Raw genomic sequence first — 26420 nt, forward strand, 5'->3', positions numbered from 1 at the left:
GGGTCGTCCTGGATCGACACGGGGGTCCTCTCCAGCGCATCCGGTCGAGCGGCGGTCAGGGTGTGCGGCGTGCGGCGGAGCGGCGCAGCGGCCCCCAGGTGAAGAGGGCCGTCGCGGCGCTCGTGAGCGCGAGCAGCGCCAGGCCTGGCGCGTAGCTGCCCGTGGAGCTGTAGAAGCCGCCCATGATCAGCGGAGGCACGAACCCGCCCAGGCCGCCCGCGGCTCCCACGACACCGGTCACCGCGCCCACTTTCGCGGCCGGCGCCAGCCGTGCCACGAGCGCGAACGTCGCGCCGGCGGCCGCTCCGAGCGCGGCGGCGAGCCCGAGGAAGGCGATCGTGCCCACGGGGGCGAGGGGAAGCTCGAGCGCGGCCACCGCGGCGAGCGCTGCCGCGACCACGAAGCAGGCTCCCAGCACCGGGATCGGGTCGAACCGGTCGGACAGCCAGCCGCCCACCGGCCGCATCGCCACCGCGAGGACCACGAACCCGGCGGTCCGCAGCGCCGCGTCCGCGGGGGTCAGGTCGTACGCGTTGGCGAGGTAGGTGGGCAGGTAGACGCTGAATGCGACGAACCCGCCGAAGCCGATGGCGTACGGCCACGAGAGCTGCAACGTGGCGGGCAGCTTGAAGGTCTCCCACGTGCGACGAACGAATGAGCCCGACGGGGGCGGGGGACGCCCCGGGGCGTCCCTCAACCACAGGGCCGCGACGACCGCGTAGGCGACCAGGATGGCCGAGACCAGCACGAACGGGGCGCCGTCGCCGAAGCGCTCGACCAGGTCCACCGTGGAGAACGCCGAGATGGCGGTGCCGCCCATCCCGACGCCGAAGATCCCCAGCGCGGTCCCGCGTCTCGCCGGTGGGTACCAGGCGTTGACCAAGGGCACGCCGATCGCGAACGTGGTGCCGCCCAGGCCCAGGAAGAAGCCGCCGACGAGCATCGCGAGGTAGCTCTGCGCCACGAACCCCACGTAGAGCACCGGGAGCACGGTCAGCAGGCTGATCAGCGGGAACATCAGCCGGGCGCCGTACCGATCGGTCAGCGCCCCCACGGGGATGCGCCCGAGGGACCCGACGATGACGGGCACAGCGACGATCATCGACTGCTCGAAGACGGTGAGGCCGAGCGACTCTCGGTAGCTCGGCGCGAGCGGGCTGATCAGCGCCCAGGCCCAGAAGTTGACCGTGAAGCCGACGGTGCCAAGGAGCAGCATGAGCGCGGCCGGCGACGACCCGCCCGCCTCGACACGTGAACGCCCTACCTCGGACACGGCCGCCCCCCGGCGATGGACCTCACCCGTTCGGGCGAGATGTCCTTGTTCGGACGCTAGCAGCGGGCGCCTCGTCCTGCGACAGCGCCAGGCAGTCCGCCCCGCGGGACCGGGCGCCCGCCCGGCTAGCGTGGGCGCCCCCGTCCCCACCAGCCTGGAGCGTCCTCCCACGTGGTCACCACATTCCTCGTCACCCACCGGTGGGTGTCCGTCACGGTCTTCGGCGTCATCGTGCTGCTCGGGCTGCTCGCCGGCCGGTGGCTAGCAGGCCGCCGGCGGGTGTCCTGGACGCTGTTCGGGCTGACGCTCGTCCCGGTGGTGCTGCTGACGCTCGTCCCATCGAGCCGCGAGGTGTTCGAGCGCTGCGCGGTGGGCTGGGCCCTGCCGACGCCCGGGCGGGTCGAGGTCCTCGCGAACGTCAGCTTGTTCATCCCGCCCGTGCTCCTCGCCGCGGTGGGTGGCGATGGCGGGCTCTCGGCGACGGGCCCCTGAGCTCGAGCCGGCCGTCGACTAGGAGGACGCGACACCGGGTCGGAGGACCGCGGCCCCGCGCAAAGTCCGAAATGCGAGATCACTCATGTTTGGCGCCGGACTTCTCGGGCCCGCGGGTGAGAGTGGTGCTGTGAGCGATGACCTGCGGCATTCCGGGCCGGGCGTTCCAGCGGAGGACCGGCGCGACGACCAGGCCGCGGGGGGCGTGAGCGCGCCCGCCCCGGAGCGTGCGCCGGTGCTGGTGGCCTGCTCGCACGGCACGGACGACGTCCGAGGGCGGCACGCGATCCGCGGGCTCGTGGCGAGCGTCCGGGCCGCGCGCCCAGGGCTGGACGTCCGGGAGGCGTTCGTCGACGTCCAGGAGCCTCGGGTCGACTCCGTCGTCCGGGCGGCATCGGACGAGGGCCGTGACGTGGTGGTCGTGCCGCTGCTGCTGTCGGCCGGCTTCCACGTCCACGTCGACATCGCCGCCGCGGTGGCCGCGCCCCGCGCGGTGGCCGCGCACGCGTTGGGGCCCGATCCGCGGCTCGTCGAGGTCCTGGCCCGGCGTCTTCGCGGTGCGGGCGCCGGCGCCGGAGACGCGGTGGTGCTCGCCGCCGCCGGGTCGAGCGACCCCCGGGCCGCGCGAGACGTCGAGGCTGTGGTGGCGCGCCTGCGGTCGGCGTGGACGGCGGGGCCCGTCACGGTCGGCTACGGGGCGGGGTGCGCTCCCCGGGTGCCGGAGGCTGTGGCCGCCGCCCGGCTGGCGGGGGCCCGTCGGGTCGTGCTGGCCTCCTACCTGCTGGCGCCGGGGTATTTCCACGGCCGCCTGCTCGAGGCGGGAGCCGACGTCGTGGCGGCCCCGCTTGTCGGCGACGGTGCGCTCGTGGATGTCGTCCTGGACCGCTTCGACGAGGCGTCGCGGGCCCTCCCGACGCGGGAGCCGGGCTGACGGCGTCAACCGCTGCGATATCGATTTTTCACCTGCCCTCCGCTCGCCTCGGAACTCATCGGAGCCCGCCTCCGGCCGATGAGGAGGAGGTGCCGACCCGAGCTGAGGAGCCGCGCGAGACATCGGGCGTGACTACGACCCTGATCTTGCGCTACGTGGAGGAGCGTGGCGGCCCGCAGGCCGTCGCCGAGACCGTCGCCGCAGCGCGGGTCCCGTTCACCGTCGAGGAGCTCGACCAGGCGTCGCTCTGGATCGGCTACGACACGCGCATCCGGCTGTTCGAGGCGGCGACGGCCGTCCTCGGCGACCCGCGCACGGCCTTCGGGATCGGCGTCACCGGGCTCAAGCACGGCATCCACCACGCCATCGTGCCGCTGCTGCGCGCATTCGGGTCCCCGCGCGAGGTCTACCGCCAGCTGCCGAGGGCCGTGCCGAAGTTCACGACCACCTCGACCATGGACCTCGTGGAGTGCGGCCGCAACGAGGCGACCATCCACTTCCGGCTGCACGAGGGGTACACCCACTCGCGGCTGGACTGCGAGTACGCCCAAGGGCTCGTCGCGACGGTGCCCGTGATCTTCGGCCTGCCGCCCGCGCGGGTGCGGCACACGGAATGCGAGTCGGACGGCTACCCCGTGTGCGTCTACCACGTGACGTGGTCAGGGAGGCGACAGCGGTGGTGGCGCGCAGGGCATGACGAGGTCGGGTTGGCCGCCCTGCGCGTGCAGCTCGAGGAGTTCCAGGACGCCGCCGCCGACCTGGTCAGCAGCGACGACCTCGACGAAGTCCTCCAGCGCATCGTCAGGCGGGCTGTGGCGGCGATCCTCGCGCCGTCGTACCTGCTGGTCCTGGACGGCGCGGACGGTCCGCCGTTGGTGCGCCACCACGGACTCGACCCGGACCAGGCCGGCGCCCTCGCCCAGCGGCTCGTCGCCGGGGAGTCGCTGGGGAGCTCAGCGGTCGTGGTGGACATCGCCTCCTCCCGCCGAGACCACGGCCGGCTCGCGGCCATCTACGCGGAGGGCCATCGGCCCCTCGAGGGCGACCACTCACTGCTCCAGGCATACGCGCGCCACGCGGCGGCCGCGCTCGACCTGCTCACCGCCCTCGAGGGCAGCCGGCTCGAGCAGAGCCGCACCGCCGCGCTGCTCGGCCTCGCGCACGACCTCGCCGCCGCGGACTCCGCCGCCGACGTCGCCGCCGTCGTCGCGAGGGAGGCGCCCGGCATCACCGACTGCAGCGCCGTGGGCGTCCTGTTCTGGGACCAGGAGGCCGGCGCGCTGGAGCTCGTCGCCTCCTCGGGGCTCGAGGAGGGCACCCGGGACCGCCTCGCCAAGACGCCGTTCCGGGCGGACCGCACGCCCGAGATCATCGAGCTCCTCACCCAGCACAGCCCGCGGATGGTGCGGCGGCAGGACGCCAGCCGCGAGGTCGCGGCGGCGATGCACCTGCTCGGCTCCGCGAACCTCGTCGTCGCGCCGATGCTGGCCGGGGACACGCTGCTCGGGGTGGCGGTCGCGGGATGGACCACGGCGCGGACCCCAGCCGCGCAGCAGTCGATCCTGGCGCGGCTGACGGGCGTCGCCGACCAAGCGGCCGCGGCCCTGCAGAACGCCCGGCTGCTGAGCACCGTGCGGCGGCAGGCCCACCACGACTCGCTCACCGGGCTGGCGAACCGCGTGCTGTTCTCCGAGCAGCTCGACGCGGTGCTGGAGGAGGAGCAGGACGGGTGGACGACCGTGCTGTTCTGCGACCTGGACAACTTCAAGACGGTCAACGACGGGCTCGGCCACGGAGCCGGGGACGAGTTGCTGCGCCAGGTGGCAGTGCGGCTGCGCGAGGCGATCGGCCCCGAGCACGCGGTAGCCCGGCTGGGCGGCGACGAGTTCGCGGTCGCGATGCGGGTCGAGGACGAGCGGGCCGCCGCCGCCGCCGGCCGCCGGTGCGTGGAGGCCGTCAGCGCCCCGTTCCGCATCGACGGCAACGAGCTGCGGGTGACTGTGAGCGTGGGCGTGGCCCTGCACCACGGCCCGGACGGGCGCGGGGAGCGGCTCTTGGCAGCCTCCGACCGGGCGATGTACCAGGCCAAGCAGCGGGGCAGGAACCAGGTGGCTCTTGCCACCGACGCGACCCAGGGGGCGCCCGGCCCGTCGCTCCAAGCCGAGCTGAGGACGGCCCTGCAGGAGGACCAGCTGCGCCTGCACCTGCAGCCGGTGGTCGACGTGTCGGCGCCAGGCCTGGCCAAGGTCGTGGGGGCCGAGGCGCTGGTGCGCTGGCAGCACCCCCGGCTCGGGCTGCTGGCCCCGGCGGCGTTCCTGACGCTCGCCGAGGAGACCGGCCACATCACCGCGATCGACCTGTGGGTCCTCGAAGCGGCCTGCCGATGGCTGGCCGCGACGCCGCCGGCCGCGGCGGCTCCCCTGCACGTGGCGGTGAACCTCGCGGGCCGCACCCTGGTGGACCCGCGCTTCCTGGCCACCGTCCGTGGAGCGCTGCGCCGTCACGGGCTGACGCCTGGACAGCTCGTGCTGGAGATCGTGGAGAGCCGGTCCTTGGTCGATCTCCCTGGCGTCGTCGAGCGCCTGGCGGAGTTGCGGCAGCTCGGCGTGCGGGTCTCCCTCGACGATTTCGGCACGGGGTTCTCGACGCTGTCGTGGCTCAAGAACCTGCCGGTCGACCAGATCAAGATCGACCGCAGCTTCATCACGGCCTTGCCCGACAAGGCGTCGGTCGCCTTGGTGCGAGGCGTCTTGGCGCTGGCCAAGGAGCTGGGCGTCGAGGTCGTCGCGGAGGGCGTCGAGCTGTTCGAGCAGCTCGAGGCCCTGCGGAGCGCCGACTGCCACCTGGTGCAGGGCTACCTGATCGGCCGGCCGGAGCCCGAGCCCAGCCTCGAGACCAGGAGGGTGGGCGTGGGCGCGACAGCCTGACGCGGCCGCCTGGCGGTAGCCGGCTACCGCGCGTCGCGCAGGGCGCCGTCGGGATCCTCGAGGTGGGCGCGGACGAACCACTGGTACAGCTCGATCCGACGCAGCTGGCGGATCATCACGGACCGTGAGACGTCGTCGAGGCCCTCGAGCCGGCGTGCGGCGGCGCGATGGGAGGACGCCACCCCGTCGTAGACCGTGTCCAGGGCCTGCAGGTGCTCGATGACCGTGGACCGGCCGAGCGGGTAGTCCGCCCAGGGGCGCCGCCGCACCACCGAGCCCGGCGTGCCGTGGGGGACCGCGCCCAGCGTCGCGATCCGCTCCGCGACCTTGTCGGCCATGCGGTGCGCCGACGCGACCTGGGGGTCGAGCATCTCGTGGACCGCGATGAACCGTGGCCCCACCACGTTCCAATGGATGTGCTTGAGGGTGAGGGCAAGGTCCACCAGCGCCGTCAGTCGCTCTTGGAGGACGCTCGCAGCCTCACCGCCTTGCGCGAGGCTCAGGCCCGGCGCCGTGTACTTGGGCTCGTCGTACGTGGGCTCGTCGTCGCTCGGCATCGCGCCCCCTCTGGTCGCCCGGCCCTGCACGGGGCCGCACGGCCAACGTGCCTCAACGGCGCGGCGCCCGCATCCCGGGCCCGCGGGCCGGCGCTCACTCCGCGACGGGCGCCTCGTCCGCGTGCGCCACGTGCCGCATCTGCTCCCACAGCAGCACCAGGGCCACCGCGGAGCCGACGAACGCGAACCAGAACGGCGCCGTCAGCCCCCACCGCTCCGCGAGCAGGCCGCCCACGCCGGACCCGACGACCAGGCCGCCGAACGAGCCCATCAGGTTGACGCTGCCGACCCGACCTTGGAGGTGGGTGGGAACCGCGCGTTGGCGCACCGTGACGGAGGTGGTTCCCCAGATGAAGGCGTGCGCGCCGAAGACGAAGAAGATCGACATCGCGACCCACGCCTGCCGGGTGAGCGCCAGGCCCAGGTGCGTGAGCGTCTCGACGACCAGCCCGACCCGCATCAGGCTGCCGAGGCTGATCCGGCGGGTGATCCAGCCGTAGGCGCCCATCCCCACGAGGCCGCCCACCGCGCTGACCGTGGTGAGCAGGCCGAACCCGATCTCCCCCATGCCCAGGCGCTGGGTGGCGTAGAGCACCAGCACGGACCACGCGGCGCCGAAGGTGACGTTGAAGACGAGGATGGTCAGCACCAGGGTGCGCACGGCCGCGTGGCCCAGCACCCAGGCGACGCCCTCGGCGATGTCCTGCCGCACCCGTGTCCGGGCGTCGCCGGTCCTGCCGTGCGGCGGCAGCGTGATCCGCGAGACCATCAGCGCCCCGAGCGCCACGGCCAGCGCCTGGGTGGCGAAGGGCCACACCGCGCCCACCGCGAACAGGGCGGCGCCGATCGGCGGTCCGGCGAGCTGGTTGACGGTGACGAACCCGGCCTGCATGCGGGAGTTCGCGACGGCGAGGTCGTCGCGCGAGACGAGCATGGGCAGCAGGGTCTGCGAGGTGTTGTCCGCGAACACCTCGCAGACCCCCACAGCGAACAGCGTGCCGAGCACGACGCCGATGGACACCCGGTCGGTGACGACGACCAGGGTCAGCACCACGAGCACCGCGGCCCGGAGCAGGTCGACGGAGACCACCAGCAGCCGTCGGTCGAGCCGGTCGGAGAGCGCCCCGGCGAGCAGGCCGAAGAGCAGCGGGGGCAACCACTGCAGCGTGGCGGCCAGCGCGACGAGGCGGGGGTCGTCCGTGAGGGACGCGACCAGCAACGGCCCTGCGGCCAGCGCGATGCCGTCCCCGAGGTTGCTGGTCCACGAGGAGGCGAGGAGCCAGCGGAACCCTGTCCCGAGGCGCGCCGGGGCGACGATCTGGCCGAGTCGGGACACGTCGGAGATCGTAGCGACGCCCCTGCGCAGGGCGGTGGGGCGTCCGCGTCTGGCGGCCCTGGCGCCCCGCGGTCAGCGCAGGCGCAGGGCCATGCCGACCGACCCGGGCGCGGTCTCGGCGAAGCCATGGCGCGCGTACAGCCGCCTGCCCGGCGGGTCGGCGAAGAGCGTGACGTGAGCCCCTGGCGGCGCCTGGTCGCGGATCTCCTCGAGGAGGGAGGCCAGCACCGCGTCGCCGAGCCCGCGTCGCTGGTGCGCGGGCAGCACGGCCATGTCCACGACGAGGAAGCACCAGCCCCCATCGCCGAGCACCCGTCCCATCGCCACGGTCTCCCCGGATGGGGTGTGCACGACGTGGCGCGCGGCCCAGCTGCCCGGCAGCCCTGCGGCGGCCTGGTCCTGGTTCTTCGGGGTGAGGCCCGACTCCCGGCGCAGGGCCAGGTAGTCCCCGACCTCGGGCGTCGTGTGGACGAGCTCGTACCCCTCGGGCAGCGTGGCGGTCATACGGCATTGTCGCGTGCGAGGGTGGGCGCATGGAGACCGCGCCGATCCTGCGACGCCTCGCCCCCGACCTGGGCGCTCCGCCCATCCCGGCGCCCTGGTACGCCGAGATCCCCGCGATCGCGCAGGTGCTCCGGGAGGGGTGGGACCTGTCGGCCGCCACCGTCCTGGTCGGCGACAACGGCACGGGCAAGTCGACGTTGGTCGAGGCGTGCGCGCTCGCGAGCGGCACCGGGCCGGAGGGCGGGTCCCGGGGCTCGGGCTTCAGCACCAGGCCCAGCGAGTCCGACCTGTGGCGCCGCCTGGTGGTGGAGCGGCGGGCGGGGGCGCCACGGCGGGCCTTCTTCCTGCGGGCCGAGACCGCCCACTCCTTCTACACGTACCTCGAGGACAACCCAGGCGCCCGCCCGGAGCCGGTGTTCCACGAGATGTCGCACGGCGAGTCGTTCCTCGCGCTGGTGGGGGAGCGCATGAGGCGTCCCGGCCTCTACCTGCTCGACGAGCCGGAGTCGGCGTTGTCCTTCCACGGGTGCCTCGCGCTGCTCGCCCGCCTGCACACGCTCATGGCCTCCGGGTCGCAGGTGATCCTCTCCACGCACTCGCCGGTGCTCGCGGCCCTGCCCGGAGCGCGCATCTGGGAGCTCGGGGAGTGGGGGATGCGCCCGTGCGCCTGGGAGGACCTCGACCTGGTGCGCGGCTGGCGGGGGTTCCTCGACGAGCCGGCGCGGTACCTGCGCCAGGTCCTGGACGGGGCCTGACCTCAGCCCGGTCCCGCCGCCCGGTCCTGGGACCGGTCAGCCCGCCGGTCGGGCGGCCGGGGTCGTCCCCGGCGTTGCTCGGCCGTCCGGCGAGCGGTCGTCAGACGAGGCCCTGACCAGCCCCACGCCCGCCGCCACGGGGTCTGCGCGGGCCAGTGCAGCAGCACCGTGCGCATGCCCGCCCTCCATCGGCGGCGCCGCCCGATGGACAACGGCTGGGGCGAGATCCCCACCCGCAGGCTCCAGTCGAACCGCATGCGCCCCGCCAGGTGGTAACTGAGGTCCGCGTCGTCGTGGACGTCGTCGTGCGTGCGGTGCACGCTGTCCCGCGCGCGGCGCCAGGCCTCGTTGCGCATCGCGAGGTTGGAGCCGAACACGGGCGGATGGGCCAGCGCCAGGGTCATCGCCGCGACGTAGGAGCGCATGTAGAGCCAGGAGGCCGATCGGCCCAGCGGTGGCCACAGGCCGTAGAAGTCGCCTGGCCCAGAGATCACCTGCAGGTCCGGGTCGAGCTCGAACGCCCGCACGATCCGCTCGAGCCAGTCCCGCGGCAGCACCGAGTCCGCGTCGCACCGGGCGATGAGGTCGCCTCGCGCCGTGTCGTACCCGGTGGCGGCGGCGGACCACACGCCGGGCACCGGCTCGGGGACCACCCGTGCCCCCGCACGCGCGGCGATCGCGGCGGTGTCGTCCCGGGAGCCGTTGTCGACGACGACCACCTCGAGCGGCGGGATCGTCTGGCGTGCGAGCGAGGCGAGGCAGCCGGGCAGGCGATCGGCCTCGTCGCGGGCGGGGATGACCACGGTGACGCTCACCCGCCCGGCCCGGCGGCTCTCCGGCGTCGGGTCGACGCGTGGCGCTTGGCCTGTCGTCCGCGTCACGGGTGACTCACCCCCGCGCGCGCAGCCATGCCCCGCACAGGATCCCGCTGCCTGTACCACGCGGCGAACAGCAGCGTCGCGAGCAGGATCTCCGCACCGTCGCCGCCGTAGTACATCCACCGGGCGGCCTCGGCGAGCGAGCCGTGATGCAGGCCGCCGTCCTCGGTGGCGCGAGCGAACAAGGTCTTCGCCAGGTAGGCGTGCGCGCCGGCGGCGACGACGAGCACCGCGAGGCGGGTGGCGAAGGCTGGGCGGTGCGGCGCGGGGTCGGCGCCCGCGATGGACCAGGCGAAGAGGTAGCCGGCTAGCAGGAAGTGGACCAGGACCGCCCAGCCGAGGGCGGGGTGGGCGTGGCTCAGGGCGTAGAGGGGAGTCAGGTACAGGGCGAAAAGCGCGCCGACGGAGAGCACCGCCCCGGTCACGGGGTGGGTGGCGCACCGCGCGAGCCGGCTGCGGAGCACGTGGCTCATCCGCCGGCCGACGTGCGCCGGAGTGGACCCCAGTGCCAGGGCAAGCGGCACGCCGGCGACGAGCGCCACCGGCGCGTACATGCCCAGCACCAGGTGCTGGGCCATGTGCGCGCGGTGGTCGTTGTGGGCGAGCGCTGTCACCACAGGGGAGACGGCGGCCGCCGCGAGCGTCGCGCCGCAGACCCAGGCCGCGGTCCGCCACGGCGGGTGGGGGCGCAGCGTCGCCGGCCGGAGCCGGAGCGCTGCGAGGTAGGGCGCGAGCAGCATCGCGGCCAGTGCTGCGGACGGCGCCCACGCCACGATCCGTGTCGTCATGGGATCCGCGCCTCCCGCCTGCCCCGTCGGCCGACGAGGACGCCCGCGGCCATCAGCAGCACGCCCGCGAGGATCCATGCCACGTCGTACGGCAGCAGGTCGACGTCGTACCTCACCTGGTGGACGCGCAGCACCTTGTGGTGCACGACGCCGTCGAAGACCTGGAACGCTCCCGCTCCGAGCAGTGTCCCGCTCGACAGCCCCACCCGGGACAGCGCGCTGCGCCGCGCGAGGTCGGCCACGAGGAAGATCCCGGCCACCAGGACGACGAGCTCGGCCGCGTGCAGCAGGCCGTCCGAGAGGAGCGCGATCTCCGGGGTCCCGCGGTCGTAGAAGTGGTGCCATGCCAGCATCTGGTGGAAGACGATCTCGTCGACGGCGGCCATCACGCCGATCCCGATGAGTGCTCCCACCCACCGGGACCGGCGCCGGTCCACCACCCCGGCTGGCGCGGTCACCGTCTCGCGGTCCTCACAGCAGTGCACCGGAGGGGCTGAACACCGCGCGCACGCAGCCGTCAGCCTTCGACTTGAAGAGCTCGTAGCCCAGCGGCGCGTCCTCGAGGGACATTCGGTGCGTTGCCAGGTGCCGAGTCGTCAACGAGCCGTCCTCCAGGCGGCGCAGGACCTCGGGGATGTACCGCGCTCCGTGCATCTGCGCGCCCTGGACGGTGAGGCCCTTGTTCATCAGGGCGCCCGCCGGGAACCCGTCGACCCAGCCGACGTAGACGCCCAGGATGAAGACGCGGCCGCCCTTGCGGCACCCGTGCACCACCTCGCGCAGCACCCCCGGGCGGTCGGTCTGGAGCCGTAGCTGCTGCTTGACCATGTCGACGGCGCCCATCACGCCGGCGGGGTGGGGCTCCATGCCGACGGCGTCGATGCACACGTCGGGGCCACGCCCGCCGGTGCGGTCACGCAGCTCGCGCGCCACCTCGCCCTTCTCGGCGTCGATCGTCTCAGCGCCGATCACGTCGGTGACCTGCGCGAGGCGCTCCGGCAGCCGGTCGATGACGATGACCCGCTCGGCGCCGCGCAGCATCGCCGCCCGGGCTGTCATCTGGCCCACGGCGCCAGCGCCCCACACCGCGACGACGTCGCCGGGCCCCACGCCCGACTGGTCGACGGCAGTCCACCCGGTGGGCGCGGAGTCGGAGGCGAACAGGGCCGACTCGTCGTCGACGCCGTCGGGGATCGCGAAGGCGCCCACGTCGGCGTACGGGACGCGCACGTACGCCGCGTGGCACCCGGCGTAGCCGCCCATGGCGTGCGAGTAGCCCAGGCACCCGCCTGGCGCGTACCCCCAGAGGGCCTCGGTGATGGCCGGGTTCGGGTTGCCGTCGTCGCACAACGAGAACAAGCCCTGCTGGCAGTACCAGCAGCGGCCACAGCTCACGAACGAGCTCACCACCACCCGGTCGCCGACCTTGTGGGTCCTGACGCCTGGCCCGACCTCGACGATGGTGCCCATGAACTCGTGGCCGAGCACGTCGCCCGAGCGCATCGCCGGGATGTACCCGCCGATCAGGTGCAGGTCCGAGCCGCACGTGGTGCTCAGGCCGACCTCGACGATCGCGTCGCCGTCGTTGAGGATCTGCGGCTCGGCGACGTCCTCGACGCCGAGCCGGTTGACCCCTTGCCAACAGAGCGCGCGCATCACAGCACCCCCTTCGTCCGCGATCGGGAGACGAGGGCGTCCATCGCCCACCCGGAGGGCGTGGCCTTACGCCGTCCGTGCGGTGGCGTCCCCAAGGCGAGCACCTCGCCGGTCTCGGCGATCTGCTTCGCCTCCCGCAGCAGCCCGCGCACCGTGTCGGCCACCTCGGTCTGGGCGAGGTCGGGTCCGCTCACGGCGACCTCGGTCCCGCGGTCGCCGGGGGCGGGGGTCAGCTCGACGCGCAGGCTCGCGGGGATGTCGAGCAGCGGGGCCGGCAGCGGGTCCAGCTCCTCGGCGGACCGGTACACCGTGACGACCATGCGCTGGGCGGGCCCACGGGCCGCTGGGCGGCGTCGTACGGCCCACACCGCGGCGACGGCCGCGGCCACGAGCACGACGGCCGCGGAACTCTTGCGCGCGCTCATGACGACCTCCGCCATCCGCTGGCCGGGCTCCTGGTGTCGATGGCCACGATCCCCCTGGCGCGGGCGTCAGACGGGGTGCGCCCCAGCACGACGCCCAGCAGCCCGATCGGCGCGCACGGGGCCCCGATCACCAGCGCAAGCCACGGGTAGGACCTGCGTGCGTTCTGGCCGGGAAGTCCTGCGCCGCCGGTCGGGGTGGTCATGGCATACGTCCTCAATCGCGACTATTGGGCGATGCCACCTTCTCGTGTCTTGCCGCAGGCCGCATCAGGAGCACCCGTGCGGCCCCGGGGCCGCCCCGGCGCCGCGGGCCTGGCCCTCTCGCGACGACGTCAGCAGTTCTCGCCCGTGGGGACGCTGCTCTCGTGTGGGCTCCGTAGGCGAAGCCGTCGACCTGTCTATGGCGCCGGGCTCGTGCGCGCAGGGCTCGCGCCCGCCGACCCAGATCGCCCGCGCCTTCGGGGAAGGGGGCCCGGCGGATGTCCCGGCCTCCCGGACGGGGACGGCGCCTGGACGCGGCTGGGCGGCCCGCGAGCGGGTCGACCAGCCATGCTCGACGAGCGAGCACGAGGAGTGCCCCGAGTGGGATTCGAACCCACACTGGATCGGGTTTGAGCCGAACGCCTCTGCCGATTGGGCTATCGGGGCCCGGGCAGCAGAGTACCGTGCGGCGCGCCCAGTGCTGCGCGGGCGCCAGGAGCACACCGAGGATCGGCGCGATCTCCCCGCCGATGGACGTGGCGTCCGGCCACGTCATCCCCCGCGCGGCATTAGGCTGACGATGTGAGCACGAATGAGGAATCCCCGAGCACGACGCCCAGCACCGAGGGTGCTGGAACCCCGCTGGACCTGAGCGGCTCTGCCGCGCCGTCTGCCCAGGAGGCGCCGGAGCAGGTGCAGACGCGCCCGGCGCGCCGCGCCGTCGTCGCCGAGGACGAGGCGCTGATCCGGATGGACGTCGTCGAGACGCTCCGCGAGGCGGGCTTCGAGGTCGTGGGCGAGGCCGGTGACGGCGAGACTGCCGTGGCCCTGGCGCTCGAGCTCAAGCCCGACGTCGTCGTGATGGACGTCAAGATGCCCGTGCTCGACGGTATCTCCGCCGCCGAGCGCATCGGCAAGGCGCACGTGGCGCCGGTCGTGCTGCTCACGGCGTTCTCCCAGACCGAGCTGGTCGAGCGCGCGCGCGACGCCGGCGCGATGGCGTACGTGGTGAAGCCGTTCAGCCCCGCGGACCTCCTGCCCGCGCTGGAGATCGCCATCTCCCGCTACGCGCAGATCTCCGCGCTCGAGTCGGAGGTCGCCGACCTCGCCGAGCGCTTCGAGACCCGCAAGCGCGTCGACCGGGCCAAGGGCCTGCTGATGGCCAAGATGGGCCTCACCGAGCCGGAGTCGTTCCGCTGGATCCAGAAGACGTCGATGGACCGCCGGCTGACGATGCGCGAGGTCGCCGACGCGGTGATCGAGCAGGTGGGCGGCAGCGGCAGCTGACGGAACCAGCACCCGAGCCCGGACCTCCCCACAGGCGTGGAGGGCCGGGCTTTCGGCTGCGTGGGTGACTTCACACGGCCATCTAGGTTACAAATAGGCCACAACCGGGCTGAGTGGTATCCAAGTCACGCAATGGACACAAAGGATGGCTAGGTTTCCCGCACAGTTCGATCCGCCCTGCCAGCAGATGGGCGGGACCGTAACCGAAGGGGTACCGCGCATGATTCGCTCGTCGCATGGATTCCGAGTCGCCGCCCTCGCGGGCGCCGTCGCACTGGCACTGACAGCTTGCTCCTCCGACTCGGAGACGTCAGCGGGGGAGACCTCGGGGAGCTCAGGAGGCTCCGGTGACGCTCTGATCATCGGCACCCTGTTGCCGCAGACCGGGGCGCTGGCATTCCTCGGGCCGCCCGAGATCGCCGGCGTGAACCTGGCCGTGAGCGAGATCAATGAGGCGGGAGGCGTCCTGGGCAAGGACGTCGTGGTCGAGCACGCCGACTCCTCCGACGCCGAGCACGCCGAGGTCGCGACCCAGTCCGTCACCGACCTCATCGGTAAGGACGTGCAGGTCATCATCGGCGCCGCGGCCTCCGGGGTGACGCGCAACGTGGTGGATGACATCACCAACGCGGAGATCGTGCAGATCTCGCCGGCGAACACGGCCACCGACCTCTCCGGACGCGATCCGTTCTACTTCCGGACCGCGCCGTCCGACCTCCTGCAGGGCGCCTCGCTCGGCAACCTCATCCTCAATGACGGTCACCAGAACGTCGCGGCCATCGTCTTCAACGATGACTACGGCACGTCACTACGTGACGTGCTCCAGGACACGGTGGAGTCTGCGGGCGGCACGTTCACCTACGGGGCCGCGGGCCAGGAGTTCGACCCCGCGGAGCAGAACTTCAACACGATCGTCAGCAGCGCGCTGGCCACGAACCCCGACGCCATCGCGGTCATCGCCTTCGCTCAGACCAAGCTCATCGTCCCCGAGCTCGTGGCCCAGGGCTTCGACACGTCCAAGTTGTACTTCGTCGACGGCAACCTCGCCGACTACAGCGCCGACTTCGCTCCGGGCACCTTGACCGGCGCCCAGGGCACGACGCCGGGCGCGTACCCGGACGACGCGTTCAAGGCGCGGCTGCTCGAGGTTGACAGCGGCCTGAAGGACTTCACCTACGGGCCCGAGTCCTATGACGCCACGATCCTCGCGGCGCTGGCCGCCGTGAGGGGCGGGGCCACCGACGGGCCGACGATCCAGAAGAACCTGGCGGCAGTCTCTGGCGCGAACGGCGGGACCGAGGTCTCGACCTTCGCCGAGGGCGTCAAGGAGCTCGAGGCGGGCAACGACATCGCGTACAAGGCGGTGTCCGGCGCTGGCCCGTTCAACGACAAGAACGACCCGTCCTCCGCCTTCATCGGGATCTTCCAGTTCGGCGAGGACAACACGTACAAGTGGATCAAGGCGGAGTACGGCGAACTGTGACGCTCTGACCTCACGCACGAGAAGGGCCCGGCGGGTTGGGCGGGTTCCAAGGGGCCTCGCAACACCTGTTGACCTAAGTGGTTGTCAGTGGATCACGCAGACGCTCGGCTGGAGTCTTCCAGTCGAGCGTCTTGCGTGGTCGGCCGTTGAGCTGTTGAGCGACATGCTCGAGGTCGGCCGCACTGTGGATCGACAGGTCGGTGCCCTTGGGGAAGTACTGGCGCAGCCGCAGCATCCCGGCGACCGATCCCGGCGCGCGAAGCCTGTCGTACTCCGCCCGGCCAGGATGCCCACTCGTGCCCGGCTTGCCACGCCCACGAACACCCGCCTTGCGCGCCCACCCGAACGCCGTGTAGTTGCTGACACCGACCACACGAGCAGCAGCCGAGACGCTGCCACCCTCACGGTCCAGCGCCTCGAAGAACCTCGCCCTCAACTCCCCAGAAACCACGATCCCCGCAACTCCCTGAATCCAGGGTGTTGCGGGGATCGGTAGAACCCGTCTTGACCGCCGGGCCCTTCTCGTCGCACGTGGGGGAGGGGGCCCGTCAGGCCGACTCGGCGCCACCCTCGACGTCGGTGGCCAGCGTCCCCAGGTAGAGCTCGATGACCTTGGGGTCGTGCATGAGCTCCCGGCCCGGGCCGGAGTAGGCGTTGCGCCCCTGGTCCAGGACGTACGCGCGGTCGCAGATCTGCAGGCACCGGCGGGCGTTCTGCTCGACGATGACCACCGAGACCCCAGCCCGGTTGATCTTGCGGGTGCGGATGAACGTCTCGTCCTGGCGGACGGGGGACAGGCCGGCCGAGGGCTCGTCGAGCAGCAGCACCGACGGGTCCATCATCAGCGCCCGCGCCATGGCCACCATCTGCCGCTCACCGCCCGACAGGGAGCCGGCCCGCTGGCGCCGCCGGTCGCCCAGGGTGGGGAACAGGTCGACGATGAACTCGAACCGCTCATCGAAGGACTTCGGCGCCTGGAACACGCCCATCTGCAGGTTCTCCTCGATGGTGAGCGAGGGGAACACGTTGTTGTTCTGCGGGACGAAGCCCACCCCATGCCGCACGAGCGAGTCCGCGCGGCGGTTCGTGATGTCCTCACCCTTGAGCGTGACGGAGCCCGACCGGATGCTCACGAGCCCGAACAGGGCCTTGAGCAGCGTCGACTTGCCGGCGCCGTTGGGCCCGATGATTCCGACGAGCTCGCCCGGGTGGACCACCAGGTTGCAGCCGCCGAGGATGTCGACGCCGGGCACGTACCCGGCGACGAGATCGGTCGCGGCGAGCAGCGGCTCGCCCTCGGGGGCGCCGCGATGGACGTCGGCGGGCGCGCCGACAGGTCCTGGCTGGGTGCTCATCGCTGCTCCTCCTCGGCCTGCGCCTCTGCTTCGAGCTGTTCGGCCACGTCGTCCTCCAGGAGGCGGTCGTCGCCCAGGTCGGTGTCGTGGTGGGCGCCCAGGTAGGCGTCGATGACGGCCTGCTCCTGCATCACCGACTCGGGCGGGCCCTCGGCGACGATGCGGCCCTCGGCCATCACCACCACCCAGTCGGAGATGTGCCGCACCATGTGCATGTCGTGCTCGACGAACAGCACGGTGGTGCCCTCGTCGCGCAGCGCCTGGATGTGCCCGAGCAGCGACTGGGTCAGGGCGGGGTTCACCCCGGCCATCGGCTCGTCGAGCATCACCATCGTGGGCTTGCTCATCAGCGCGCGGGCCATCTCCAGGAGCTTGCGCTGGCCGCCCGAGAGGCTGCCCGCGAAGTCGTCCTTCTTCTCGAGCAGCTTGAAGCGCTCGAGCAGCTCGAGGGCCTGCTCGGTGATCTCGGCCTCACGGCGGCGCCACAACGGGGGCGCGAGCGCGACGAACAGGTTCTCGCCGCTCTGACCGGTGGCGCCGAGCCGCATGTTCTCCATGACGGTCATGCGGGACAGGGCCTTGGTGAGCTGGAACGTGCGCACCATGCCGGCCTGGGCGACCTTGGCCGCGGGCACCCGGGCGAGCGAGCGGCCCTCGAAGGACCACGAGCCCGAGTCGGGCCGGTCGAATCCGGTGAGCAGGTTGAACAGCGTCGTCTTGCCGGCGCCGTTCGGCCCGATGAGCGCGGTGATGGCGCCGCGCTGCACCTCGAGGTGGTCCACGTCGACGGCGGTCATGCCGCCGAAGGTCCGGGTCACGTCCTGGGCGCGCAGGATCGGGTCGGGCTTCGCGGAGCCGGGGACGCGCTCGACGCCCGCGAGTGCGGGCCGGGCCGCGGCGCGGCCGGGAGGGGTGTCAGCGGACATCGATCGCCAGCTCCTTGCGGTCGCCGAGGATTCCTTGTGGTCGGAAGATCACCAGGAGCATGAGGGTCACGCCGACCAGCACCCAGCCGAGCATCTCGATCTGCTCGCTGCGCAGCACGGTGGCGGGGATGACGTCGCGCAACACCGTCTTGACCAGCATGAGGGTGGTCCACAGCAGGATCGAGCCGAGCACCGGCCCGAAGACCGTGGCGGCGCCGCCGAGCAGCAGGATCGTCCAGACGTAGAACGTCATGGGGCGGCCCATCGAGTCGGGCTGGACGGCGCGTGGCAACGCGTACACGATTCCGGCGATCGCGCCGATGGCGCCGCCGAGCACGAGCGCCTGCATCTTGTAGGCGTACACGTTCTTGCCGAGGGAGCGCACGGCGTCCTCGTCCTCGCGGATGCCCTTGAGCACCCGGCCCCAGGGGCTGTTCATCCACCGCCACACCAGGAAGCAGGCGAGGGCCACGAGCGCCCAGCCGACGATCCGCACCCACCACGAGTTGGACAGGTTCATCGAGTACGACCACGGGCCGATCGCGAAGTTCCCGTCCGGCAACGGGGACAGTTCCTGGAAGGAGCCCTTGAAGCCGTCGCCGGCGAGGCCGGCGTTGCCGCCCGTGACCTCCGTCATCGAGGTGGAACGCCCGATCATGCGGATGATCTCCGCCGCGGCGATCGTCACGATCGCGAGGTAGTCGCCGCGCAGCTTCAGCGTCGGGATGCCGAGGATGAGGGCGAACACCACCGCGCAGGCCAGCGCGACCAGCACTGCCGCCCACACCGGCCATCCGGCGATCGACGCGATGGCGTAGCCGTAGGCGCCCAGCAGCATGAAGCCGGCCTGCCCGAAGTTGAGCAGCCCTGTCATGCCGAAGTGCACGTTGAGTCCGATCGCGGCGAGCGCGTACGCCGCGGTGGTCGGGGCGATGATCTCGCCCGCGACGTTGGTGAGGATCTGCTGCCAGTCCATGGTTGGCCTCCGTCAGCCGATGCGCTCGGCCCGGCCCAGGATGCCCTGGGGTCGGACGAGAAGGACGAGGATGAGGATGACGAGCGCGCCGGCGTAGCGCATGTCGCTCGGGATGACGAAGGTCGACAGCTCGACGACGAGACCGATGACCAGCGAGCCCACGAGGGCCCCCCATGCGGTGCCGAGCCCGCCGAGCGTGACCGCCGCGAACATGAGCAGCAGGATCGCCCCGCCCATGTTCCAGTTCGTCGCGTTGAAGTACAGGCCGAGCAGCACCCCGCCAAGGGCGGCGAGCCCTGCGCCGAGCGTCCACACGATCCGGACGATCCGCTCGACGGTGATGCCGGACGCCGCGGCGAGCGCCGGGTTGTCCGAGACCGCCCGGGTGGCGCGTCCTGTGCGTGTCCTCACGAGGAAGAAGGCCACCGCGCCGATCGCGATGATCGCGATGCCGGCCGAGATCAGCGACTGCTGCGTGAACAGCATCCCGCCGATCCGCACAGGCTTGGGGTTCGCCGTGACGATGCGCAGCGGGCTGCCGCCGAAGAAGAACTGGTAGGTGTACTGCAGTGCCATCGACAGGCCGATTGTGACGATCATCTGCTGCGTCGTCCCGATCCGGCGCGTGCGCAGCGGGTGCCAGATGGCGGCGTCCTGCAGCCACCCGGACGCGGCGCCCACGAGCACCGCCACCGTGCCGGAGACCAGCAGCGGCAGGTCCAGCAGCTGGCAGCCCACGTAGGCGAGCAGCGCGCCCAGGGTGACCTGCTCGCCGTGCGCGAAGTTGCTCAGCCCCGTGGTGCCGTAGATCAGGGACAGGCCGACCGACGCGAGCGCCAGCAGGAGGCCGAAGACGATCCCGTTTATGACCTGCTGCGCGACCCGCTGCCCGGTGATGCTGCTGGGCTTCGAGCTGTCCGGCGCGGCGACGGCGGGGTCGGACCCCGGCGCGTCGCTCGGCTCGCCGCCGGTGGGCGTTGATCCGCTCCCACCGCCAGCTGTGGGAGCGCCGAGCGGGAACAGGGCCCCGACGCTGGAGCCCAGCCGGACGGTCACGGTCCGCGGGTTGGCGGCCGGGTCCCGCAGCGTCTCCCCGGCGGGGAGGGTCGTGTCGTCGACGGCCACCTCGTAGTCGCCGGCGGTGGTCACCGGGACGGACCATCGGCCGTCTGCGCCAGTGGCGGCCTCGAGCGTCAAGCCCTGGCCTGTGATCGTCAGGGCGATCCCGGCCGCTGGCTCGCCCGCGGCGGTCCGGATCGTGCCGCCGATGCACCCGGTGGCGGGATCGGCCGCGCAGGCCACGGCGGCCGCCTGGGCAGGGCTCGCCGCCAGGAGGGCGGCGAGGACGCTGAGCAGCACGGTGAGCAGTGGGAGGAGCGCCGCCCCAGGAGGGCGCCGGTTCCGTGTGCGCGGCGAGCTGGTGATTCGGTCCGGTGTCGCGGCTCGGCGCACAGGGACCTCCGTCCGGTCGTTCGATCGGTGGTTCACGGTCTTCGGCGCGGTGCCGAGGGGAGCAGGGCTCCGAGTGGGGAGGAGACTAGGAGCGGATTGTGTCCGGTGCATTACGCACAGCGCGAGAGTATGCAGGACCAAAGGGGCATCATTCACTATTTGGGGTGATCGCCCGCGTGGCGTGCGGTGTGGCGGGCCCTCGCCGACGCCGCGACTAGGCACACGGGCTCGGCTTTGCGATGATCAGATCGCGCGACGGTGTGCCGCCGCGGTGGCGAGGACGACAGGACAGGAGGCCGGCGCAGGTGCGTCCAGGTGCCCAGGTGCGACCCGCGGAGCCCGCGGACATCCCTGCCCTCGTCGAGCTCTGCCTGGCGGCGCGGAGCGAGTCCACGATGGGCGCGCAGTTGTGCAGCGACGACGGCGAGCGCCTGCGGGACCAGCTCGGCGCCCTGCTCGCCTCACGCGGGGGACAGCTGCTGGTCGCCCTGCTCGACGGGGAGCCCGTGGGCCTGCTGCTCGGTCAGCTCGTCGGCCCGGGGCCGTTCACGGACTTGGTGAGCCTCAACCTGGAGGCCATCTACGTCGCCCCGCGAGCACGTCGGCGGGGCCTGGGCCACGCCCTGATGGCCGGCGCCCTCGAGGTGGCCGAGGCCGGCGGCGCCACCGAGGTGTACGCGGCGCCGTTGCCCGGGGCGCGCGGGATGCAGAGGTTCTTCGTCCGGCTCGGCTTCGCGCCGGCCGCCGCGCACCGCGTGGTCAGCACGTCGGCCCTGCAGCGCCGACTGGTCGCTGAGACCGCCGGCGCACAGTCCCGCCGCGGCGCCGGGCGGGGCATCGAGGACCTGATCGCCCGCCGCCGCCAGGTGCGCGCGGCGTCCCGCGACGCCGGTGTGGCCCGCACCGCGCAGGCCGCGGCCGGTCAGCGGTCGCGCGCCGCCATCACCATGCAGGTCAACCGCGCGGTGCAGACCCGACGCGACTCCGAGTCCTCGACGACGATCTCGTAGGTCGCGACACGCGACCCCAGGTGCAGGGCGCGCGCCGTGCCCGTCACGCTCCCCGACGTCACACCGCGGTGGTGCGTCGCGTTGAGCTCGATCCCCACGGCGATCCGGCCCTCGCCCGCGTGCGCCATCGCCGCCACCGAGCCGAGCGTCTCGGCCAGCGCCGCGGACGCCCCGCCGTGCAGCAGCCCGTAGGGCTGGGTGTTCCCCTCGACCGGCATGACGCCCACCACCTTGTCCGGCCCCACCTCGAGGATCGTGATCCCCATCCGCTCGATGAGGGTTCCCGCATAGCTCGGTCGCACGGCGTCGTCAGTCATGGCAGATAGGTTGGCACCCGTGAGCGACGTTCAGCCAACTGCCGACCAGACGACAGCCCTCGACACCGCATCGGCTGCTCCGCCGAGTGGCGCCGCCCCCGCACGCCTGCTGCTCATCGACGGGCACTCGATGGCGTATCGGGCCTACTTCGCGCTGCCGGTGGAGAACTTCTCCACGTCCACGGGCCAGCCCACCAACGCGGTGTACGGCTTCACGTCGATGCTCACCAAGATCCTCGCCGATGAGCAGCCGACCCACCTGGCCGTCGCCTTCGACATGGGCCGCACCACGTTCCGCACCGAGAGGTACCCGGAGTACAAGGGCACGCGCGACGAGACGCCGCAGCCGTTCCGCGGCCAGGTCCCGCTGATCCGCGAGGTGCTCGAGACGATGCGGGTGCCCGTCATCGAGCGGGAGAACTACGAGGCCGACGACGTGCTCGCGACGCTCGCCACCCAGGCCCGGGCCGCCGGGATGCAGGTGCTCGTGTGCTCGGGCGACCGCGACGCCTTCCAGCTCGTCAACGACGACGTCACTGTCCTGTACCCCATTCGCGGCGTCTCCGAGCTCACCCGCATGACCCCTGACGCGGTGCGCGCGAAGTACGGCGTGGGCCCCGAACGCTACTCCGACCTCGCCGCGCTCGTGGGCGAGACCAGCGACAACCTGCCGGGCATCCCCGGCGTGGGGCCGAAGACCGCCGCCAAGTGGATCACCGCCTACGGCGACCTCGACGGCATCATCGCCGCCGCGCCCGACATCAAGGGCAAGGCGGGGGAGTCCCTGCGGGCGCACCTCGACCAGGTGGTGCTGAACCGCGAGCTCAACCACCTGCTCACCGACCTCGAGCTGCCGCTCGGCCCCGCCGACCTCGCCGTCCAGCCGTGGGACCGGGAGGCCATGCACCGGGTCTTCGACTCGCTGCAGTTCACCGCCCTGCGCGAGCGGCTGTTCGCGGCCATGCCCGGCGAGGCGGCCGCCCCCGTCGAGGCCGGCGAGCCTGTCGACGTCGCGGAGCTGGCGCCCGGCGGCCTGGGCGGGTGGCTCGCGGCCCGTGCCGGGCGCACGCTCGGCATCGACGTGCGCGGGGCGATCCGGCCCGGCAGCGGCGACGCATGGGGCCTGGCGATCGCGGATGACGGCGCGGCCGCCGTCTCGCTCGACCTGACGACCATCGACCCGCGCGACGAGGCCGCGCTCGCGGCGTGGCTCGCGGACGCCTCGGCGCCCAAGGCCGTGCACGGCGCGAAGTCGGCCTGGCACGCGCTCACCGGTCGCGGCCTGCCGATCGCGGGGGTGGTGTTCGACACCGAGGTCGCGGCGTACCTGTGCCACCCCGACCAGCGGTCCTACGACCTGCCCTCGTTGTCGGTGCGCTACCTGCACCGTGAGCTCACGTCGGGCGCCCCGGCCGCCGGCTCGCAGGGGGCGCTCGACCTCTCGCTCGACGGCTCCGACGAGCACCAGCACGCGGCGGCCCGGGCGGCCGCGGTGGGCGAGCTCTCCGGGGTGCTGGCCGACGCGTTGGCCGACCGCGGCGCCACGGACCTCCTCGCACGCCTCGAGCTCCCCCTCGAGGACGTCCTCGCCGCCATGGAGCACCGGGGCGTCGCGGCCGACGTGGACTACCTCCGCGAGCTCGAGAAGCTGTTCGACGCGCAGGTGCAGACGGCGGCCACGGAGGCCTACGACGTGATCGGCCGCGAGGTGAACCTCGGGTCGCCGAAGCAGCTCCAGGAGGTGCTGTTCGACCAGCTGGGCATGCCGAAGACCAAGAAGATCAAGACGGGCTACACCACTGACGCGGCGAGCCTCGCCGACCTGTACGCGCGCACCCAGCACCCGTTCCTCGCCCACCTGCTCGCGCACCGTGACGCGATCCGGCTGCGCCAGACCGTCGAGGGCCTGCTGCGCTCCGTGGCGGACGACGGGCGCATCCACACCACGTTCCAGCAGACCATCGCGGCGACCGGACGCCTGTCCTCGACCGACCCGAACCTGCAGAACATCCCGATCCGCACCGAGGCCGGCCGCCAGATCCGACGGGCGTTCGTGGTGGGCGAGGGCTACGAGACGCTGCTCACCGCGGACTACTCGCAGATCGAGATGCGGATCATGGCCCACCTGTCCGGGGACGAGGGGCTCATCGACGCGTTCCGCTCGGGCGAGGACCTGCACAACTACGTCGGCTCGCGGGTGTTCTCGGTCCCGACGGACCAGGTCACGCCCGCGATGCGCTCCAAGATCAAGGCGATGAGCTACGGCCTGGCGTACGGGCTCTCGTCCTTCGGGCTCTCGAAGCAGCTGAGCATCGAGGTGGGGGAGGCCACCCGGTTGATGGACGACTACTTCTCGCGCTTCGGCGGCGTGCGCGCCTACCTGACCGGCGTCGTCGACGAGGCCCGCGCCACGGGCTACACGGCGACGATCATGGGCCGCCGGCGATACCTGCCCGATCTCACCAGCGACAACCGCCAACGCCGGGAGATGGCCGAGCGCATGGCGCTGAACGCGCCGATCCAGGGCAGCGCGGCCGACCTGATCAAGGTGGCGATGCTGGGTGTGGAACGCGAGCTCACCGCTCGCGGCCTGCGCTCGCGCCTGCTGCTGCAGGTGCACGACGAGCTCGTCCTCGAGGTGGCGCCGGGGGAGCGGGAGGAGGTCGAGGCCATCGTCCGGGCCCAGATGGGGTCCGCGGCGGCGCTCGACGTGCCGTTGGACGTGTCGGTCGGGGTCGGCGCGAGCTGGCACGAGGCCGGCCACTGATCGGTCCCTCCGGGGCGGGCGGGGGGATTGATTCGCTCGTTTGTCGTATTCACGGCGATTTACGTGACTTACGGGCATGGTGTGCGTCACAGTGGGTCGCGGCGGCAACGGGGCCGCCACGACCCACGGAGGCACGATGTCCGAGGTTGCCCAGCAGAACGAGACCGACTACGAACGGGTGCAACGCTCTCCGGAGTTCCAGGCGCTGCGGCACCGGTTCCGCCGGTTCGTCTTCCCCATGACCGCGCTCTTCCTCGCCTGGTACCTGCTCTACGTCCTCCTGGCCGACTACGCCCACGACTTCATGAGCACGCGGGTGTCGGGCAACATCACCGTCGGCCTGCTGTTCGGGCTCGGCCAGTTCGTCTCCACGTTCGTCATCACCATGGTCTACGCCCGATGGGCCAACAAGCACCAGGACCCCGTGGCCGCTGAGCTCCGCGCCGAGATCGAAGACGGGAAGCTCGCATGAGCGCCCGGGTCATGGCCGCTGCCGAGACCGCCCAGATCGGCGATCCGGCCGTCAACATCGGCATCTTCCTCGCGTTCGTCGCGGTCACCCTGGTCGTGGTGTTCCGCGCCTCCAAGTCGAACCGCAGCGCCGCCGACTACTACGCGGCGGGCCGCTCCTTCACCGGCCCCCAGAACGGCACCGCGATCGCCGGGGACTACCTGTCGGCGGCGAGCTTCCTGGGGATCTGCGGGGCGATCGCCATCAACGGGTACGACGGGTTCCTCTACTCGATCGGCTTCCTCGTGGCGTGGCTCGTCGCGCTGCTCCTGGTCGCCGAGCTCATGCGCAACACCGGCAAGTTCACGATGGCGGACGTGCTGTCGTTCCGCCTCAAGCAGCGCCCGGTGCGGATGGCGGCGGCGCTCGCGACGCTCGCGGTCGTCTTCTTCTACCTGCTCGCGCAGATGGCCGGCGCCGGCGGGCTCGTCGCGCTGCTGCTCGGCATCGAGAGCAGCGCGGGCCAAGGCCTTGTCATCGCGATCGTCGGCGCGCTGATGATCCTGTACGTTCTGGTCGGCGGGATGAAGGGCACCACGTGGGTGCAGATCATCAAGGCGGTGCTGCTGATCGCGGGCGCGGGCATCATGACGATCTGGGTCCTGGGCAACTTCGGCATGGACTTCTCGGCGGTGCTCCAGGGCGCCATCGACCAGGCGGGGCCTGACGGCGAGGCGTTGATCGAGCCGGGCAAGCAGTACGGCGCCACGTCGATGACCCGGCTGAACTTCCTGTCGCTCGCGTTGGCCCTGGTGCTCGGCACCGCGGGCCTGCCGCACGTGCTGATGCGCTTCTACACCGTGCCGAGCGCCAAGGAGGCCCGGCGCAGCGTGGTGTGGGCGATCTGGCTGATCGGCATCTTCTACCTGTTCACGCTCGTCCTCGGCTACGGCGCGGGGGCGCTGGTGGGGCCCGATGCGATCCGGTCGGCGCCTGGCGGGGTGAACTCCGCGGCGCCGCTCCTCGCCTTCGAGCTCGGCGGGACGGTGCTGCTGGGCCTCATCTCGGCGGTGGCGTTCGCGACGATCCTCGCCGTGGTGGCAGGGCTGACGATCACGGCGGCCGCCTCGTTCGCGCACGATATCTACGCCTCGGTCATCAAGGACGGGAAGGTCGAGCCGGACAAGGAGGTCCGGGTCGCCCGGATCACCGTGGTGGTGATCGGCCTGCTCGCCATCGTGGGGGGCATCTTCGCGAACGGCCAGAACGTGGCCTTCCTCGTCGCGCTGGCGTTCGCCGTCGCGGCGAGCGCGAACCTGCCGACCATCCTGTACTCGCTGTTCTGGAAGCGGTTCAACACGTCCGGGGCGCTGTGGAGCATGTATGGCGGCCTGATCTCCTGCATCGCGCTGATCGCGCTGTCGCCGGTGGTGTCCGGCAAGGTCGACCCCACCACCGGGCTGAGCCTGTCGATGATCAAGGACACGTCGGTGGACTTCGCGATCATCCCGCTGGAGAACCCGGGCCTGATCTCGATCCCGCTGGCCTTCGTGCTCGGCATCGTCGGCACATTCCTCAGCAAGACGCCGGCAGCCCCGGGCAAGTTCGCCGAGATGGAGGTCCGCTCGCTCACGGGCGCCGGCGCCGAGAAGGCGACGCCGCACTGACGGCGG

General features: G+C 72.2%; 25 protein-coding genes, 1 tRNA gene and 1 pseudogene. 10 read left to right on the forward strand and 17 right to left on the reverse strand.

Annotated features, from left to right (window positions below; all coding sequences use genetic code 11):
- Positions 1-55: 55 nt before the first annotated feature.
- Entirely contained in the window at positions 56-1216 is a 1161-nt protein-coding gene (locus NP064_RS06890) for an MFS transporter (RefSeq protein WP_227568888.1), read from the reverse strand.
- A 228-nt stretch (positions 1217-1444) separates the two neighbouring features.
- Between NP064_RS06890 and NP064_RS06895 the strand changes: the two genes are divergently transcribed.
- From NP064_RS06895 to NP064_RS06905, 3 genes are all read left to right on the forward strand, one after another.
- On the forward strand, positions 1445-1765 hold the full coding sequence (locus NP064_RS06895; RefSeq protein ID WP_227568889.1) for a hypothetical protein: 321 nt from the start codon (positions 1445-1447) through the stop codon (positions 1763-1765).
- Positions 1766-2000: 235 nt separating this feature from the next.
- Positions 2001-2696: a sirohydrochlorin chelatase gene (locus tag NP064_RS06900; RefSeq protein ID WP_227568943.1), complete on the forward strand. Its 696-nt coding sequence runs from the start codon at positions 2001-2003 to the stop codon at positions 2694-2696.
- A 128-nt stretch (positions 2697-2824) separates the two neighbouring features.
- The gene (locus NP064_RS06905; protein WP_227568890.1) at positions 2825-5623 is read left to right on the forward strand and encodes an EAL domain-containing protein; all 2799 of its coding nucleotides are present in this window, start codon (positions 2825-2827) and stop codon (positions 5621-5623) included.
- A 23-nt stretch (positions 5624-5646) separates the two neighbouring features.
- On the opposite strand, the gene NP064_RS06910 is transcribed toward NP064_RS06905, so the two are convergent.
- The 3 genes from NP064_RS06910 to NP064_RS06920 all read right to left on the reverse strand — a co-directional run bounded on the left by NP064_RS06910 (position 5647) and on the right by NP064_RS06920 (position 8020).
- Positions 5647-6180: a Dps family protein gene (locus NP064_RS06910; RefSeq protein WP_227568891.1), complete on the reverse strand. Its 534-nt coding sequence runs from the start codon at positions 6178-6180 to the stop codon at positions 5647-5649.
- A 94-nt stretch (positions 6181-6274) separates the two neighbouring features.
- Positions 6275-7516 carry an MFS transporter gene (locus tag NP064_RS06915; protein ID WP_227568892.1) on the reverse strand — a complete coding sequence of 414 codons (1242 nt, stop codon included), beginning with the start codon at positions 7514-7516 and terminating at the stop codon, positions 6275-6277.
- A 72-nt stretch (positions 7517-7588) separates the two neighbouring features.
- A complete protein-coding gene (locus tag NP064_RS06920) occupies positions 7589-8020 on the reverse strand; it encodes a GNAT family N-acetyltransferase (RefSeq protein WP_227568893.1) in 432 nt (143 codons plus the stop codon).
- A 29-nt stretch (positions 8021-8049) separates the two neighbouring features.
- Here NP064_RS06920 and NP064_RS06925 point away from each other — a divergent pair, with 29 nt between their 5' ends.
- Positions 8050-8775: an AAA family ATPase gene (locus NP064_RS06925; RefSeq protein ID WP_227568894.1), complete on the forward strand. Its 726-nt coding sequence runs from the start codon at positions 8050-8052 to the stop codon at positions 8773-8775.
- A gap of 2 nt (positions 8776-8777) precedes the next feature.
- Here NP064_RS06925 and NP064_RS06930 read toward each other — a convergent pair whose 3' ends face one another.
- From NP064_RS06930 to NP064_RS06960, 7 genes are all read right to left on the reverse strand, one after another.
- Complete coding sequence (locus tag NP064_RS06930) at positions 8778-9656, reverse strand: glycosyltransferase family 2 protein (protein WP_227568895.1); 879 nt, start codon at positions 9654-9656, stop codon at positions 8778-8780.
- The gene (locus tag NP064_RS06935; RefSeq protein WP_227568896.1) at positions 9653-10441 is read right to left on the reverse strand and encodes a cytochrome c oxidase assembly protein; all 789 of its coding nucleotides are present in this window, start codon (positions 10439-10441) and stop codon (positions 9653-9655) included. The genes NP064_RS06930 and NP064_RS06935 overlap by 4 nt, the downstream gene beginning before the upstream one ends.
- Positions 10438-10899, reverse strand: a complete 462-nt coding sequence (locus NP064_RS06940) for a DUF2243 domain-containing protein (RefSeq protein WP_227568897.1) — start codon at positions 10897-10899, stop codon at positions 10438-10440. Before NP064_RS06940 ends, NP064_RS06935 begins: the two co-directional genes overlap by 4 nt.
- A gap of 13 nt (positions 10900-10912) precedes the next feature.
- The gene (locus NP064_RS06945; RefSeq protein WP_227568898.1) at positions 10913-12097 is read right to left on the reverse strand and encodes a zinc-dependent alcohol dehydrogenase; all 1185 of its coding nucleotides are present in this window, start codon (positions 12095-12097) and stop codon (positions 10913-10915) included.
- Positions 12097-12522 carry a hypothetical protein gene (locus NP064_RS06950; RefSeq protein ID WP_227568899.1) on the reverse strand — a complete coding sequence of 142 codons (426 nt, stop codon included), beginning with the start codon at positions 12520-12522 and terminating at the stop codon, positions 12097-12099. Before NP064_RS06950 ends, NP064_RS06945 begins: the two co-directional genes overlap by 1 nt.
- Positions 12519-12725 carry a hypothetical protein gene (locus tag NP064_RS06955; RefSeq protein WP_227568900.1) on the reverse strand — a complete coding sequence of 69 codons (207 nt, stop codon included), beginning with the start codon at positions 12723-12725 and terminating at the stop codon, positions 12519-12521. The genes NP064_RS06950 and NP064_RS06955 overlap by 4 nt, the downstream gene beginning before the upstream one ends.
- A gap of 371 nt (positions 12726-13096) precedes the next feature.
- A tRNA-Leu gene (locus NP064_RS06960) sits at positions 13097-13170 on the reverse strand.
- Positions 13171-13305: 135 nt separating this feature from the next.
- Here NP064_RS06960 and NP064_RS06965 point away from each other — a divergent pair.
- Positions 13306-14010 (forward strand): ANTAR domain-containing response regulator, encoded by a 705-nt coding sequence (locus NP064_RS06965; protein ID WP_372456356.1) that lies wholly within the window; start codon positions 13306-13308, stop codon positions 14008-14010.
- 220 nt (positions 14011-14230) lie between these two features.
- Entirely contained in the window at positions 14231-15493 is a 1263-nt protein-coding gene (locus NP064_RS06970) for an ABC transporter substrate-binding protein (protein ID WP_227568901.1), read from the forward strand.
- A 73-nt stretch (positions 15494-15566) separates the two neighbouring features.
- On the opposite strand, the pseudogene NP064_RS06975 reads toward NP064_RS06970, so the two are convergent.
- From NP064_RS06975 to NP064_RS06995, 5 genes and pseudogenes are all read right to left on the reverse strand, one after another.
- Positions 15567-15719 (reverse strand): annotated as a pseudogene (locus NP064_RS06975) (IS30 family transposase); the annotation flags it as partial.
- Positions 15720-16041: 322 nt separating this feature from the next.
- Positions 16042-16848, reverse strand: coding sequence for an ABC transporter ATP-binding protein (locus NP064_RS06980; RefSeq protein ID WP_227568902.1), 807 nt, complete (start codon positions 16846-16848; stop codon positions 16042-16044).
- Entirely contained in the window at positions 16845-17774 is a 930-nt protein-coding gene (locus NP064_RS06985) for an ABC transporter ATP-binding protein (RefSeq protein WP_227568903.1), read from the reverse strand. The genes NP064_RS06980 and NP064_RS06985 overlap by 4 nt, the downstream gene beginning before the upstream one ends.
- Positions 17764-18750: a branched-chain amino acid ABC transporter permease gene (locus NP064_RS06990; RefSeq protein ID WP_227568904.1), complete on the reverse strand. Its 987-nt coding sequence runs from the start codon at positions 18748-18750 to the stop codon at positions 17764-17766. Before NP064_RS06990 ends, NP064_RS06985 begins: the two co-directional genes overlap by 11 nt.
- A 12-nt stretch (positions 18751-18762) precedes the next feature.
- Positions 18763-20109 (reverse strand): branched-chain amino acid ABC transporter permease, encoded by a 1347-nt coding sequence (locus NP064_RS06995; protein ID WP_227568905.1) that lies wholly within the window; start codon positions 20107-20109, stop codon positions 18763-18765.
- Between the two features lie 416 nt (positions 20110-20525).
- On the opposite strand from NP064_RS06995, the gene NP064_RS07000 reads away from it, so the two are divergent.
- Positions 20526-21212 carry a GNAT family N-acetyltransferase gene (locus NP064_RS07000; protein WP_227568906.1) on the forward strand — a complete coding sequence of 229 codons (687 nt, stop codon included), beginning with the start codon at positions 20526-20528 and terminating at the stop codon, positions 21210-21212.
- Here the strand turns inward: NP064_RS07000 and NP064_RS07005 are convergent.
- Entirely contained in the window at positions 21125-21529 is a 405-nt protein-coding gene (locus NP064_RS07005) for a hotdog fold thioesterase (RefSeq protein WP_227568907.1), read from the reverse strand. The two genes, NP064_RS07000 and NP064_RS07005, sit on opposite strands and share 88 nt — an antisense overlap.
- Here NP064_RS07005 and polA point away from each other — a divergent pair.
- The 3 genes from polA (at position 21528) to NP064_RS07020 (ending at position 26414) form a co-directional block, all read left to right on the forward strand.
- The gene (polA, locus tag NP064_RS07010) at positions 21528-24296 is read left to right on the forward strand and encodes a DNA polymerase I (protein ID WP_227568908.1); all 2769 of its coding nucleotides are present in this window, start codon (positions 21528-21530) and stop codon (positions 24294-24296) included. The two genes, NP064_RS07005 and polA, sit on opposite strands and share 2 nt — an antisense overlap.
- Before the next feature lie 136 nt (positions 24297-24432).
- Positions 24433-24768, forward strand: a complete 336-nt coding sequence (locus NP064_RS07015; RefSeq protein ID WP_227568909.1) for a DUF485 domain-containing protein — start codon at positions 24433-24435, stop codon at positions 24766-24768.
- The gene (locus NP064_RS07020; RefSeq protein WP_227568910.1) at positions 24765-26414 is read left to right on the forward strand and encodes a solute symporter family protein; all 1650 of its coding nucleotides are present in this window, start codon (positions 24765-24767) and stop codon (positions 26412-26414) included. The genes NP064_RS07015 and NP064_RS07020 overlap by 4 nt, the downstream gene beginning before the upstream one ends.
- Positions 26415-26420: the final 6 nt, after the last annotated feature.

The organism is Cellulomonas chengniuliangii (assembly GCF_024508335.1).
In the GTDB taxonomy this organism is placed as follows: Bacteria; Actinomycetota; Actinomycetes; order Actinomycetales; family Cellulomonadaceae; genus Cellulomonas_A; species Cellulomonas_A chengniuliangii.